Origin of the sequence: Rhodococcus opacus (assembly GCF_012396235.1) — a bacterium.
Classification (GTDB): domain Bacteria; phylum Actinomycetota; class Actinomycetes; order Mycobacteriales; family Mycobacteriaceae; genus Rhodococcus_F; species Rhodococcus_F opacus.
In genome coordinates, this window is sequence record NZ_JAAXPA010000037.1 from 41084 (window position 1) to 55608 (window position 14525).

The window sequence follows — 14525 nt, forward strand, 5'->3', positions numbered from 1 at the left end:
GTTCTCGTCTGCGTTTCGTATGTGCCGGGGAGAGGTCACTTGGCTGCCACGGTGGGCTCGTCGGAGCCCACCTCTGCCAGGTCGGCGACGTCGTCGATGTCTTCCTTGTCTCGCCGGAAGTAGGTCACCGCCGCGGCGGCGGCCAGGGCGAAGAGCGACAACACGACCAGGCCCATCGTCACCGTGCCGGTCTGCTCCTTGATCACTCCGAAGCCGAACGGGGCGACGAAGCCACCCAGGTTGCCCAGCGAGTTGATGATCGCGATCGCCGGCGCCAGCACCATCGGGTGGAGCGTGCGCTGCGGAATCGACCAGAAGAGCGGGCTCGCGCTCTTGAATCCCATCGTCGCGACGCACAGCAGCGGAAGCGCCAGCCAGGGCGTGACGAACGCGGCGGCCATCGTGCCGATACCGCCGATGAGCAGCGCGGCGACGAGGTAGGGCTTGTGCCGTCCGGTGCGGTCGGCGGAGCGGTTGGAGAAGTACATCGCGAAGATCGCGCAGATCCACGGCAGCGAGGAGAGCAGTCCGACGGTGACGTCGGTGGTGCCCGGGATGCGGCGGATGATCGACGGCAACCAGAACGTGTTGGCGTAGATCGCCATGGTGATCGCGAAGAAGATGCCGCAGCACACCAGGATCCGCGGCTGCAGGAGCAGCTTCCAGCGCGAGCCCGACTCGCCACGCTTCGCGGACGCCTCACTGCGCAGCACGTCTTCCTCGGCGATGACAGCCTGCAGGTCGTGCTTTTCCGCGCCGGTGAGCCACTTCGCGTCGTCGATCTTCGAGTCGAGCAGGCGGTAGGCGAAGCAACCGACGACCACCGACAGCAGTCCCTCCAGCGCGAACATCCACTGCCAGCCGTGATGCCCGCCGAGTCCGTCGAGGGACAGCAGCGGTCCGGACAGCGGTCCCGAGATGGCGGCCGCGATGGAGGACCCGGCGATGAACAGTGCCGTGGCGCGGCTGCGGTGGTTGTTCGGCAGCCAGCGGGTGAAGTAGAAGATGATGGCCGGGAAGAAGCCGGCCTCCGCGACACCGAGGAGGAACCGCAGGGCGTAGAACATCTCCGGGCCGTTGACGAACGCCATCGCCGCGGACACCAGGCCCCACGAGATCATGATGCGGGTGAGCCACACCTTGGCGCCGAACTTCTCCATGAGCACGTTCGACGGGAGTTCGAAGATCGCGTAGGCGATGAAGAAGACACCCGCACCGAATCCGTACGCCGCAGCGCCGATGCCCACGTCCGCCTCGAGATGCGTCTGCGCGTAACCGATGTTGGATCTGTTGAGCTGGTTGCAGATGAGCATGACGATGAACAGCGGGACGACGCGACGGAAGATCTTGGAGACCGCGCTGTCGACTGCCGGGGAAACGGCGAGGGGGAGGGTCATCGGTGACTCCTCTCTGTGCTGGCGCTGGTGGTGCGGGGAACGTTGGAGGACTCCGATCACGCCCGGCTACCAGGCGTGACCTGAGTCATAGGAATCACGCTAGAGGCATGTTCGATACATGTCCAAGTCAAAGATTCTCGTTATCGATGCCGAAGTTGAATCGACGTGGTTCCTGCTAGTTTCCTACCGTGAGCGCCGACGCAGTCACCTTCGAGTTCGTCCGCACGACCCGCGAATTCTTCCCTCAACTGCAACGATGGCTCCGCGAACCACACGTCGCGCGGTTCTGGAACCACGACACCGCAGACGCCGACATCGAGCGCGACTTCGGCGGCAGCATCGACGGCACCGAGCCCTGCGAGGACTTCCTCGTCCGGCGAGACGGCCTGCCGTTCGGGTTCATCCAGCGGTACCGGATCGCCGACTATCCCGAGGACCTCGCGCTCCTCGCCGCCCTCGTCGAGATCCCACCGGGAAGCATCTCCATCGACTACTACGTCGGCGGCCCGCAGCACACCGGCCAGGGGCTGGGAACCGCGATGATCAGCGCGTTCGTCACCAAGTGCCGGGCCGACCTACCCGACGCCACCGCGATCGTCGTCCCCGTCGTCGTCCCCAACCGGGCGTCGTGGCGCGCGCTCGAGAAAGCCGGCTTCCGCCGCGTCGGCGAGGGCTACCTCCCACCCGACAACCCGATCGACGACGGCGCCCACTACATCAGCAGGCTCGACCTGGACGAGGGCCGGCCGATTCACCCGGTGTCGCCCGCACGCTGAGCGCGCCAGCGACTCGGGCTGCACCCGAACCGCCCACTGAACCAGCGGGAGAAGTTGCTCGGCGCCGAGAACGCCAGCACGTCCGCGATCTCGGTGAGACTCAGGCGGGGATTCGCGACCATCCGTTCGGCGAGTTCGACGCGGGTCGCGTCGAGGACGGTCGAGAACGTCTCCCCGCTCTCAGCGAGGCGGCGATGCACCGTTCGCCGGTCGACCCCCAGACTGCGAGCCACTTGCTCGACGGAACAGCGGCCCGTCGGCAACAGTAGTTCGATCAGCTCGCGGACCCGGCTCACGATCGTCACGTCGTCCGACGGCTCCCACGAGTCGAGGAGTTGCTGGGTGTAGCGACGGAGCAGTGGATCGGACATCTTGTTCGGCTCAGCCAGGTCGCCGGCGTCGATGACGATGCCCGCGAACTCGTGGTCGAAGTTCACCACCGGCCCGAACAGACGCCGGTGGGTAGCCGTGTCCGCGGGAGCCGGATGAGGGAAGCAGACGGCGAGCGGTTTCCAGCCGCCCCCGAGGAAGCCGCGCAGCAGCCGGTGCAGCACTCCGACCGCCAGTTCCACCGACTGCCGCGTCTCGGTTGCCTCTCCCACGTCCAGTTCGACGCGCAAGGTCGCGAGACCGTTCGACTCGGACATCCGCGTCTGCAACGCCTCGTTGTACGTGTGCGTGTACCGCGTGAGCACGCGCAGGGCGCTGCGGACGTCGGGTTCCTCGCGCACGACGAGGCTGAGAGGGCCGAGGTTGGAGAACTGCCGGCGCTCGGCGAGGCGCACCCCGAAGTCTTCGTGCCCGGACGCCTCCACCGACTGCTCGAGGAGGTGCGCGATCGCCGCGGCCGGGATCCATCGGTCCTGCAGTGCGAGGCCGGACGGATCGAGGCCGGCGGACCTCATCAACGGCACCGGATCGACACCGAGCGACCGGCACAGCTCGAGGTATCCGTTCAGCGACGCGTAGCGCGCAAGGGGTTTCATGCCACCTCCAATGCCCTGTCCCAAAATGATAGGCCGTCTGTCCCGTCAGGATAAGCAATCGACCGGATGCGCCCGTACTGTTAGGTGCATCACAGAAGCGGTCGGAGAGGTGATCCGCCACACCGGGTCACCCCCGCCCCGCCCGACCGCGACCGGTCCGGCGGCGGCACCGCACCGATCATCACATCGAAGAGGAGAAATACTGTGGCACAGGCTGTTCGGTTCTACGAGCACGGCGCTCCGGAAGTCATGAAGTGGGAGAACGTCGAGGTCGGGGAGCCCGGTCCCCACGGGGTCCGGATCCGGCACGAGGCCGTCGGACTGAACTTCGCCGACACCTACTTCCGCACCGGCCTGTACCCGGCCGAGTTGCCCGCGGGCATGGGAGTGGAGGCGGCCGGTGTCGTCGAGGAAGTCGGCTCCGGCGTGACCCACGTGCAGGTCGGTGACCGCGTCACCTACACGGGCAGCCCCCTCGGCGCCTACAGCACCGAACGCGTGATGCCGGCCGCACCGCTGATCCCGCTGCCCGAAGCGATCCGCTTCGACACCGCGGCCGCGATGACGATGCGCGGTCTGACCACGGCCTACCTGCTGCGGCGCATCCACCCGCTGAAGGCGGGCGACACCGTGCTCCTGCACGCGGCGGCCGGCGGCGTCGGCCTGATCTTCGCGCAGTGGGCAAAGTTGCTGGGCATCAACGTGATCGGCACCGTGTCCACCGACGAGAAGGCCGCGATCGCCCGCGCCCACGGGTGTGAGCACGTGATCGTCTACACCCGGGAGAACGTCACCGAGCGGGTTCGGGAAATCACCGACGGTGCCGGCGTCCCCGTCGTGTACGACAGCATCGGCGAGTCCACCTTCCAGATCTCGCTCGACTGCCTCGCCCGGCGCGGACTGCTGGTGTGCTTCGGAACCGCCTCCGGACCGATTCCTCCGATCAACGCGATGCAGTTGGCCGTCAAGGGTTCGCTGTTCGTCACCCGACCCGCGCTCGCCGACTACATCGCCGACCCGGCGGAGCGCGCCGAACTCGCTGGTGAACTCTTCCGGCACGTCGAGGCCGGCCGGATCCGGATCGAGATCAACCAGAGCTACGGGCTCGAGGACGCCGTCCAGGCGCACCACGATCTCGAATCCGGCCGCAGCATCGGCTCCTCCGTGTTCCGACTCTGACAGCGCGCCACCACATTCACCCCGACGGAGACACCACCATGACCGACACCGCGCAACTGACCTACTCGCCCGAACCGCACACGATCCTCTCCCCTTCCGGATCCTTCCGATTCGCACCGCTCACCTGCTCGATCGGCGCCGAACTGTTCGACGTGAACCTCGGTGACGCCGCCCGCGACGACGCCCTGTTCGCCGAACTGCGGGAACTGCTGCTCGAGTACAAGGTTTTGTTCCTCCGCGACCAGGACATGTCCCGCGCCGAGCACGTGGCGCTGGCCGAACGGTTCGGCCCGCTCGAGGACCACCCCGCCGTGGGGAGCGACCCCGACCACCCGGGGCTGGTGCAAATCTACAAGGACCTCGACAGCCCGGCCGAGCACTACGAGAACGCCTTTCACTGCGACGCCACCTGGCGGGAGAACCCGCCCATGGGCTGCGTGCTCCGCTGCGTGGAGACGCCCCCGATCGGCGGAGACACCATCTGGGTGAACATGGCCCTGGCGTACGAGAAGCTTCCCGAGCAGGTCAAGAAGCAGATCGACGGACTCCGCGCCCGGCACAGCATCGAGGCGTCGTTCGGTGCCGCGCAGCCGCCGGAACAGCGGCAGGCGCTGCACGAGAGGTTCCCCGACGCCGAGCACCCCGTGGTGCGCACGCACCCCGAGACCGGCGAAAAGATCCTGTTCGTCAACGCTTTCGCGACCCACTTCGTCAACTACCACACCCCCGAGCACATCCGGTACGGCATCGACTACGCGCCCGGCAGCAGCAACCTGCTCAACTACCTGATCAGCCAGGCGTCGATTCCCGAGTACCAGGTGCGGTGGCGCTGGACGAAGAACAGCGTCGCGATCTGGGACAACCGTTCCACCCAGCACTACGCGGTCCAGGACTACTGGCCCGCCGTCCGCAAGATGGAGCGCGCCGGCATCATCGGCGACCGGCCCTTCTGAATTACTCACTGCCCCTTTTCATCAGATCCGATTTCGAACGGAGAACACCATGCACTTCCACGACGACGCCCTCTTCCCCGAGGCCCAGGAGAAGCTGGTCATCACCTGTGCCCCGTACGGTCCCGAGTGGGAGCCGGACGACTTCCGCGAAGACCTGCCGCTGACGATGGACGAGCACGTCCAGAAGGCAGTGGACTGCTACGAGGCCGGCGCCACCGTCCTGCACATCCACGTCCGTGAGCTCGACGGCAAGGGCTCCAAGCGGCTCTCGAAGTTCAACGAGTTGCTCGCCGGACTGCGCCAGGCGGTGCCGGACATGATCCTGCAGGTCGGCGGATCGATCTCCTTCGCACCCGAAGGCGAAGGGGCGGATGCGAAGTGGCTCTCGGACGACACCCGGCACATGCTGGCCGACCTCGATCCCGCACCCGACCAGGTGACGATCGCGATCAACACCTCGCAGATGAACATCATGGAACTCATGACCGCCGACGACATCGCCGGCACCTCGATGGAGCGGCCCGAGCTCGCCGAGGCGTACCGGGAGATGACGGTCCCGGCAGGCCCGGCGTGGGTCGAGGAGCATCTGCGTCGCCTGCAGGCGGCCGGAATTCAGCCGCACTTCCAGCTGTCGAGCATCCCCCAGCTCGAGACCGTCGAGCGGCTCATCCGGCGCGGGATCTACACCGGTCCGCTCAACCTGACCTGGGTCGGCATCGGCGGCGGCTTCGACGGCCCCAACCCGTACAACATCATGAACTTCATCCAGCGAGTCCCGGACGGCGCCTGCCTGACCCTCGAGACCCTGATGCGCAGCGTGCTGCCGGTCAACGCGATGGCGATCGCGATGGGCCTGCACCCCCGTTGCGGTAACGAAGACACCATCTGGGGACGCAAGGGTGAGAAGATGACCTCCGTCCAGCAGGTCGAGCAGTTGGTCCGCGTCGCAGGTGAATTGGGTCGCGAGGTGGCCACCGGCAAGGAGGCCCGCGACATCTACCGGATCGGCCAGACCTACGCCGATGCCGACGAGACCCTCGCCAAGCTCGGCTACGCGCCCAACCGCCGTCCCGGACAGGTCGGCTTCACCCACCACGCCTGATTTTCGGCGCCGGGGGATTTTGCATCACGCCGGGGAGAGAGCCGGACAGACCGCCGCTCACACGAGCACGGCCGGCTCTCTCCCCACCCCTTTATCACTCCTGACGGCCATAGGAGGCCTCATGGGACTGCCTGCCACCACCGCCCTGAACACCACCACCCCGAATACCGCCACCGGGAGCACCGCTCCGGCCTCTCGGTCCCGGTTCTATCCGTGGATCGTCTTCGCACTCACCTTCGGTCTGCTGCTGTCGGACTACATGTCCCGGCAGGTACTCAGTGCCGTCTTCCCGCTCCTCAAAACCGAATGGACGCTGACAGATTCCCAGCTGGCGTCGCTCAGCAGCGTCGTCGCGCTGATGGTCGGACTGCTGACCCTCCCGCTGTCGCTGCTCGCCGACCGGTGGGGTCGCGTGAAGAGCCTCGTCCTGATGGCCGTGCTCTGGAGCATCGCCACCCTGCTCTGTGCCGTGGCGAGCAGCTACGAGCAGATGCTCGGGGCCCGCTTCCTGGTCGGCGTGGGTGAAGCCGCCTACGGCAGCGTCGGCATCGCGGTGGTTCTCAGCGTGTTCGCCCCGCGAGTGCACTCCACGCTCAGCGGCGCCTTCATGGGCGGCGGATCGTTCGGGTCCGTGATCGGCGTCGCCCTCGGCGGCGTGATCGCCGTCAACCTCGGCTGGCGCTGGTCGTTCGCCGCGATGGCCGTCTTCGGGCTCATGCTCGTCGCCCTGTTCCGGGCTCTGGTCTCCGAACGCAAACTTGCTCAGCATGCGGCCGACGACGACCCGGCCGACGCACCCGGCCCCGCCGGATTCCGGGCGCCGATCTCGAGCCTGTTCACCACCCCCGCCGTCGTGTTCGCCTACATTGGTGGTGGTCTCCAGATGTTCACCGCAGGTGTGCTTCTGGCGTGGCTGCCGAGCTTCTTCAACCGGTCTTACGGTCTCGCCCTCGACAAGGCCGGTGCGATGGCCTCGATCTTCGTCCTCCTCGTCGGCAGCGGCATGGTGGTGTGCGGCATCATCACAGACCGCGTGAGCCGCAACGATCCCGCTCGGAAATGGACCACCGCGGTGGTCTTCGGAGTGATCTCCCTCGTCTTCCTCGGCGCCGGGTTCCAGTTGCCGACCGGCGCGCCCCAACTGGTCCTGATCGGTATCGGAGCCTTCTTCTCTGCCGGCTCGTCCGGCCCCATCGCCGCGATGGTCGCGAACCTCACCCACTCGTCGGTGCGCGCCTCGGCCTTCGGCACGCTCACCCTGGCGAACAACCTCCTCGGACTGGCACTGGGACCCTTCGTCGTCGGGGTGCTGGCCGACCGCTTCGGCCTGGTCACTGCCTTGCAGATCGCTCCCCTGATCTACATCGTCGCGATCGTCGCCCTCGTCCTCGGCAAGCGCGCCTACCCGGCCGGACGCCGCAAGCTCGCCGCCCTCACCGCCGCACCCGCCTGATCCACCTCCGAAGAACTGGAGTCGACCGTGACCACCTCCACCTCCACCGCACCGACCGTGGTGATCGTGCCCGGACTGCGCGACCACGTCGCCGACCACTGGCAGACGTTGCTCGCCGAGAGACTCGGCACCGTGCGGACGGTGCCGCCGCTCGAACGGGACAAGCTCAGCCTCGCGGCCCGGGTCGCCGCACTCGACGCCGTCGTCGCGGACATCGACGGCCCGGTCGTGCTGGTCGCTCACAGTGCGGGAGTGGCGATCACCGTTCACTGGGCCCAGCAGTCCACCCGCCCGGTCCAGGGCGCCCTGCTGGCCACCCCACCGGACCTCGAGGAACCACTACCCGCGGGGTATCCCACCCCCGGGGAACTCGAGCAGGGTGGCTGGGATCCCGTCCCCCGCCGCCGGCTGCCGTTCCCCAGCATCGTCGCCGCCAGCACGAATGATCCGATGGCCCGATTCCGCCGGGTCGCCGGGATGGCCGAGTCGTGGGGCAGCAAGCTCGTCGACCTGGGTGCCGTCGGACACCTCAATCCCGCCGCCGGTTACGGGTACTGGCCGTACGCCGAGGAACTGCTCCGGGAACTGATCGAGAGCACGGTCGTTCCCGGGCTGGCGAACGCTGGTGGACGATGACGCGCAAGGTCTTCGGTTCGGCAGCCGAAGCGGTCGCGGACATCCCGTCCGGTGCGTCGCTGGCGGTCGGCGGGTTCGGGTTGTGCGGAATCCCGGACGAGCTGATCGCCGCGATCGCCGCCGGTGACGCCACCGATCTGGAGGTGTTTTCCAACAACTGCGGCGTCGACGGTCACGGACTCGGCATCCTGCTCTCCCGCAGTCGGATTCGCCGCGTCACCGCGTCGTATGTCGGGGAGAACAAGGAATTCGCGCGCCAGTACCTGTCGGGTGAACTCGAGGTCGAACTGACGCCGCAGGGCACCCTGGCCGAGAAGCTGCGTGCCGGCGGTGCGGGGATCCCCGCGTTCTTCACCCCCGCCGGGGTCGGAACGCCCGTGTCCGACGGCGGGCTGCCGTGGCGGTACGCCGCCGACGGATCGGTGGCCGTCGCGTCTCCGCCGAAGGAGGTCCGCGAGTTCGCAGGCCGCCAGTACGTGCTCGAGGAGTCGATCACCGCCGACTTCGCACTCGTCCACGCCCGCATCGGCGACGCCGAAGGCAACCTCGTCTTCGCCAAGGCCGCAGGCAACTTCAACCCGCTCGCCGCGATGGCCGGCCGCATCTGTATCGCACAGGTCGAGCAGCTCGTCGAGCCCGGGGTCCTCGACCCGGCGCGGGTACACCTGCCGGGGATCTTCGTCGACCGGATCGTCCACACCGGGGCTCAGGACAAGCAGATCGAGAAGCGCACCGTCGCCGCGAGGAAGGACTGACATGACGACCATCGTCGAGACGATCGGCTGGACCCGCGAGGACATGGCAGCCCGTGCCGCCCGGGAACTGTCGCCGGGTGAGTACGTCAACCTCGGTATCGGGCTGCCCACACTGATCCCGAACTTCCTGCCCGCGGGGTTCGACGTGACGCTGCACAGCGAGAACGGCATCCTCGGCACCGGCCCGTATCCGGACGAGGACGCGGTGGATGCGGATCTGATCAACGCCGGCAAGGAAACGGTCACCGTCAACGCGGGCGCGTCGTTCTTCGATTCGGCGCTCAGCTTCGGGATGATCCGCGGCGCCCACATCGACACCGCCGTCCTCGGAGGAATGCAGGTCTCCGCGGCCGGCGACCTCGCGAACTGGATGGTTCCGGGAAAGATGGTCAAGGGCATGGGCGGTGCGATGGACCTCGTGCACGGCGCCCGCAAAGTCATCGTGGTCATGGAGCACTGCGACAAGTCCGGTGCCCCGAAGATCGTCGAACGCTGCACCCTGCCTCTCACCGGACGCACTGTCGTGCATCGGATCATCACCAACCTGGCCGTCGTCGACGTCACCGGCACCGGCCTGGTGTTGCGCGAGTGCGCGCCCGGGGTCACCGAAGACCTGGTGCGCGCCGCCACCGCAGCGGCGCTGTCGTAGCGCTCCTCCCACCCTCCCACCACGAGAAAGTCTCCCGTGCTCAACCTTTCCGTCCTTCTCCAAGACTCCGCCCGCCGATTCCCCGACCGTGACGCCTTGATTCTCGGCGACGCACGGATGACCTACGCCGACCTCGACACCCGGTCGAACCAGGTCGCGAATCTGCTGATGTCGTGCGGCATCGAACCCGGTGACAAGGTCGCGCTCTCCTGCCCCAACATCCCCCAGTTCCCCGTCGTCTACTACGGCATCCTCAAGGCCGGCGCCGTGGTCGTACCGCTCAACGTTCTCCTCAAGGACCGCGAGATCGCTTACCACCTCGCCGATTCCGACGCCAAGGCGTACTTGTGCTACGACGGCACCCCCGACCTGCCGATGGGCGAGTACGGGCGCTCCGCGTTCACGCAGAGTCCCGACTGCCGCACCATGTTCCGCATCACCGCCGACCCGGACGCTCCCGCCACGATCGACGGCATCGGAACACTCGCGGACGCCGTCGCGGATCGCGACACCGAGGTCGAGACCGAGGTCCGCGAACCCGGGGACACCGCCGTCATCCTCTACACGAGCGGGACCACCGGAAAACCCAAGGGCGCCGAGCTCACCCACGCCAACATGGTGCTCAACGCGCTGACCGCCAATCGTCTCTTCGACAGCACACCGGCCACCCACGACCGGTACCTGGTGACCCTGCCACTGTTCCACTCGTTCGGCCAGACCGTCACCCTCAACGCCGGAATCTCGGTCGGGGCGACCCTCGTGCTGCTGCCCCGGTTCGAGGCCACCGCCGCACTCGATCTCATCGAACGGGAGAACATCACCGTATTCGCGGGGGTGCCCACCATGTACTGGGGTCTGCTCGGCGCCCTCGACGAACACCCCGCCGACATCGACCGCATCGCCGGCAACATGCGACTCGCGATCTCCGGCGGCGCCGCGCTGCCGGTGGAGATCCTCACCCGGTTCGCCGACCGCTTCGGTGTCCAGATTCTCGAGGGATACGGACTGTCCGAGACGTCGCCGCTCGCGACGTTCAGCGATCCCGGCGGCGATCCACGGCCCGGCTCGATCGGTGTCCCCGTGTGGGGAATCGAGGCCCGGCTCGTCGACAAGGACTGGAACACCGTCACCGGCGCCGGTGACATCGGCGAGATCGCGTTGCGCGGCCACAACATAATGAAGGGCTACTACAACCGCCCGGACGCCACGGCAGAAGTGCTGCGGGACGGCTGGTTCCGAACCGGCGACCTCGCCCGCGTCGACGACGACGGCTTCTACTACATCGTCGACCGGGCCAAGGACCTGATCGTGCGCGGCGGCTTCAACGTGTACCCCCGTGAGATCGAAGAAGTCCTCCTCGGCCACGATGCCATTTCTCTCGCCGCCGTCGTCGGCGTCCCCGACGACAGCCACGGCGAGGAGATCAAGGCGTACGTCATCCTCGAGCCCGGCGCACAGGTCACCGCGGACGATGTGATCGCCTGGGCCAAGCAGCAGATGGCGAGCTACAAGTACCCCCGCACCGTCGAATTCGTCACCACCCTTCCCATGACCGCCACCGGCAAGATCCTCAAACGCGAACTCGGCCGCGCCGCGGCCGCACTCTGATACCGAAAGCACAAGCGTGAGCGACACTCCCCTCCCCACCATCCCCGACGAGCTCACCGCTCCCCTCGACCTTCTCCTCACCAGCGGAACCCGCGGCGTGGCCGCCCGCATGCTCCCCGACAGCTCGTGGACCCGTCTCGGGGTCGGCCTCGCCGGCCGGCCGGGTACCGTTGCCCGGCGCGGCGGCGCCCTCGTCCGCGAACTCGGCGCCATCGCCGTCGGCGCCTCGGATCGAACTCCCGCGAAGTCGGATAAACGCTTCGGCGACGCCGCGTGGCAGCAGAATCCGGCCCTGCGCCGGGCGATGCAGGCGTATCTCGCGACGTCGCACACCGCTGCGGCCCTGCTCGACGACGCCGAACTCGACTGGCGTGACCACGAACGGATGCGGTTCGTCCTCGACAACCTCGTCGAAGGCCTGTCCCCCACCAACAATCCACTCCTCAGCCCGCTGGGCTGGAAGGCAATGGTGGACACGGGCGGCCTCAGTGCGGCACGCGGAGTCCGCGCGCTCGTCCGCGACATGCTGTCCAAACCTCGCGTGCCTGCCATGGTCGAACCCGACGCGTTCGCCGTCGGGGAGGACGTGGCTGCGACGAAGGGTGCCGTGGTCCTGCAGACCCGCACGTTCGAACTGATCCACTACACGCCGCAGACCGAACAAGTCCACGCCACACCACTGTTGATCGTCCCGCCCGTCATCAACAAGTACTACATCCTCGACATCGCGCCGGGCCGCAGTCTGATCGAGTACCTCCTGCAGCAGGGTCAGCAGGTCTTCGCGATCTCCTGGCGCAACCCCCACGCCCGGCACCGGGACTGGGATGCCGACACCTACGGCGCGGAGATCGTGGAGGCGCTCGATGCGGTGCAGTGCATTGCCGGAACCGACAGCGCCCACGTCCTGGGCACCTGCTCGGGTGGGATTCTCGCGGCGATGGTCGCGGCACATCTCGCCGAGATCGGCGAGGGCGACCGCATCGCCGGCCTCACCCTGGCCGTCACCGTTCTCGACCAGACCCAGGCCGGCACCGCGGCTGCCGTCATGAGCGAGCGCGCCGCTGCGGCCGCGATCCGAGCCTCGGCCGCCAAGGGCTATCTCGACGGCCGCACCCTCGCCGAGATGTTCGCCTGGCTGCGTCCGACCGACCTGGTCTGGCGGTACTGGGTGAACAACTACGTGCAGGGCCGGGCTCCCGCCGCCTTCGACGTGCTGTTCTGGAACTCCGACACCACCCGCATGGCGGCGGCACTGCACCGCGATCTCGTCCTGCTCGGACTGCGCAACGCGCTGACGACGCCGGGCGCGGCGACCATGCTCGGCACACCCGTCGACCTGGCCACCGTGACCGCCGACGCGTACGTCGTCGGCGGCTCCGCCGACCACCTCTGCCCGTGGCAGTCCACCTACCGGAGCGCTCGCCTCCTCGGCAGCAAGGACTCCCGATTCGTGCTCTCGTCGAACGGTCACATCGCCTCGCTCGTGAACCCCCCGGGCAATCCGCGAGCGTCCTTCCGATTCGGGCAGCCCGACCCGGAGACTCCGGACGAGTGGCTGGCCGCAGCGGAGACCGCACCGGACTCGTGGTGGCCCGACTACGCCCGGTGGCTCGCCGAGCGCAGCGGACCCGACATCGACGCCCCCGGCGGCCTCGGCGCCCGGCAGTTCCCCCCGCTCGGGCCCGCCCCGGGCACCTACGTCCACCACAGCTGACCCACTCGACACCACAGAGGGACATTCCTACCCATGCATCTCACACAGCCCACCGAACTCCTCGGGCTCGTCGGACAGACCATCGGAACCACCGGCACGCTCAAAATTGCGCAGGATCAGGTGAATCTGTTCGCCGACGCGACCGGGGACCACCAGTGGATCCACACGGATCCCGAGCGCGCGGCCCGTGGCCCCTTCGGCGGCACCATCGCGCACGGCTATCTCACGCTGTCGCTGGCCCCGAGCATCCTCGCCGAAGTTCTCACCGTCGACGGCGTGCACGCCGCCCTCAATTACGGCCTGAACAAGGTGCGGTTCCCGGCGCCCGTTCCCGTCGGTTCCGCGCTGCGTGTCACCGTGTCCGTGATCGCCGCTCAACGGAAACCGGCCGGCATCGAGGCAGTCTTCGGATTGACCTACGAGATCGACGGCGGAACGCGTCCGGTGTGCATCGCGGACGTCGTGGTGCTCTACACGTGAGCGTGACCGAATTGTTCGGTGGGCGCGACCGGTTCGACGACAGGGTCGTTCCGGTCGGCGGTAGGCGGATCCGGGTGCGGATCCGCCGCGGGACCGGTGTGCCCCTGGTCCTGTGCAACGGCATCGGAGCCGGCCTGGAAGTGCTGGACCCGCTTGTCGCCGCAATGGATCCGACAGCGACGGTCATCAGTTTCGACGTGCCCGGCACCGGGGGTTCGCCGGCATCCCCGGTCCCGTACGGGATTCCCGCCCTCGCGTGCGGCCTGAGCCGCCTCCTCACCGAGATCGGGGTCGATGTCGTCGACATCCTCGGCTTGTCCTGGGGCGGAGCGCTGGCCCAGCAGTTCGCCCTCCAGAACCCTCGGCGCTGCCGGCGCGTCGTCCTCGTCGCCACCGGGACCGGGGCCCTGATGATTCCGGGCCACCCGCGTGTGCTCGCGAAGATGCTGACTCCGAGGCGGTTCACCGACACCGGCTATGCGGCTGCCATCGCCGGCGACCTGTACGGTGGCACGGCGCGCCTCGGCGGTGAAGCCGTCGCGCGAGTCTTCAGAAAACAGACGCACACGGGCTCCCGCATCGGTTATCTCCATCAACTCCTCGCGGGAGCGATGTGGACGAGCCTGCCGGTACTTCCGCTCATCCGGCAGCCCACACTGATCGTCGCGGGCACCGACGACCCGATCATTCCCATCGCCAACGCCCACATCATGAACGCGCTTTTGCCACACGCGACCCTGCACCTGCACCTCGGCGGTCACCTCGACATCGTGACCAACGCAGCCGATCTCGCGCCCGCTGTCAGCTCCTTCCTCGCGGCGCCGTAGCCGTCGGCGC

The 14525-nt window shown here is 67.7% G+C and carries 14 protein-coding genes; 12 read left to right on the top strand and 2 right to left on the bottom strand.

Going from position 1 to position 14525, the window contains the following annotated elements; translation table 11 throughout:
* Positions 1-35 precede the first annotated feature (35 nt).
* Positions 36-1397 carry an MFS transporter gene (locus HGB39_RS33580; RefSeq protein WP_005567246.1) on the bottom strand — a complete coding sequence of 454 codons (1362 nt, stop codon included), beginning with the start codon at positions 1395-1397 and terminating at the stop codon, positions 36-38.
* A gap of 188 nt (positions 1398-1585) precedes the next feature.
* Between HGB39_RS33580 and HGB39_RS33585 the strand changes: the two genes are divergently transcribed.
* Complete coding sequence (locus HGB39_RS33585) at positions 1586-2173, top strand: GNAT family N-acetyltransferase (RefSeq protein WP_005567245.1); 588 nt, start codon at positions 1586-1588, stop codon at positions 2171-2173.
* Here HGB39_RS33585 and HGB39_RS33590 read toward each other — a convergent pair.
* The gene (locus HGB39_RS33590) at positions 2149-3159 is read right to left on the bottom strand and encodes an AraC family transcriptional regulator (protein ID WP_005567244.1); all 1011 of its coding nucleotides are present in this window, start codon (positions 3157-3159) and stop codon (positions 2149-2151) included. The two genes, HGB39_RS33585 and HGB39_RS33590, sit on opposite strands and share 25 nt — an antisense overlap.
* A 204-nt stretch (positions 3160-3363) precedes the next feature.
* On the opposite strand from HGB39_RS33590, the gene HGB39_RS33595 reads away from it, so the two are divergent.
* The 11 genes from HGB39_RS33595 to HGB39_RS33645 all read left to right on the top strand — a co-directional run bounded on the left by HGB39_RS33595 (position 3364) and on the right by HGB39_RS33645 (position 14515).
* Positions 3364-4338 carry a quinone oxidoreductase family protein gene (locus HGB39_RS33595; RefSeq protein WP_005567242.1) on the top strand — a complete coding sequence of 325 codons (975 nt, stop codon included), beginning with the start codon at positions 3364-3366 and terminating at the stop codon, positions 4336-4338.
* Between the two features lie 38 nt (positions 4339-4376).
* On the top strand, positions 4377-5291 hold the full coding sequence (locus tag HGB39_RS33600; RefSeq protein WP_005567241.1) for a TauD/TfdA dioxygenase family protein: 915 nt from the start codon (positions 4377-4379) through the stop codon (positions 5289-5291).
* 49 nt (positions 5292-5340) lie between these two features.
* A complete protein-coding gene (locus tag HGB39_RS33605) occupies positions 5341-6393 on the top strand; it encodes a beta-keto acid cleavage family enzyme (protein WP_005567239.1) in 1053 nt (350 codons plus the stop codon).
* Between the two features lie 121 nt (positions 6394-6514).
* Positions 6515-7846, top strand: a complete 1332-nt coding sequence (locus HGB39_RS33610) for an MFS transporter (protein ID WP_005567237.1) — start codon at positions 6515-6517, stop codon at positions 7844-7846.
* Positions 7847-7873: 27 nt separating this feature from the next.
* The gene (locus HGB39_RS33615; protein ID WP_005567235.1) at positions 7874-8482 is read left to right on the top strand and encodes an RBBP9/YdeN family alpha/beta hydrolase; all 609 of its coding nucleotides are present in this window, start codon (positions 7874-7876) and stop codon (positions 8480-8482) included.
* Positions 8479-9237 (top strand): CoA transferase subunit A, encoded by a 759-nt coding sequence (locus HGB39_RS33620; RefSeq protein WP_054246615.1) that lies wholly within the window; start codon positions 8479-8481, stop codon positions 9235-9237. The genes HGB39_RS33615 and HGB39_RS33620 overlap by 4 nt, the downstream gene beginning before the upstream one ends.
* Position 9238: 1 nt before the next feature.
* Complete coding sequence (locus tag HGB39_RS33625) at positions 9239-9886, top strand: CoA transferase subunit B (RefSeq protein ID WP_005563141.1); 648 nt, start codon at positions 9239-9241, stop codon at positions 9884-9886.
* A gap of 36 nt (positions 9887-9922) precedes the next feature.
* Positions 9923-11494 carry a long-chain-fatty-acid--CoA ligase gene (locus HGB39_RS33630; protein ID WP_005563140.1) on the top strand — a complete coding sequence of 524 codons (1572 nt, stop codon included), beginning with the start codon at positions 9923-9925 and terminating at the stop codon, positions 11492-11494.
* A 16-nt stretch (positions 11495-11510) separates the two neighbouring features.
* Positions 11511-13208 (top strand): PHA/PHB synthase family protein, encoded by a 1698-nt coding sequence (locus HGB39_RS33635; RefSeq protein ID WP_064080060.1) that lies wholly within the window; start codon positions 11511-11513, stop codon positions 13206-13208.
* 33 nt (positions 13209-13241) lie between these two features.
* A complete protein-coding gene (locus HGB39_RS33640; RefSeq protein WP_054246618.1) occupies positions 13242-13688 on the top strand; it encodes a MaoC family dehydratase in 447 nt (148 codons plus the stop codon).
* Entirely contained in the window at positions 13685-14515 is an 831-nt protein-coding gene (locus HGB39_RS33645) for an alpha/beta fold hydrolase (protein ID WP_054246619.1), read from the top strand. The genes HGB39_RS33640 and HGB39_RS33645 overlap by 4 nt, the downstream gene beginning before the upstream one ends.
* Positions 14516-14525: the final 10 nt, after the last annotated feature.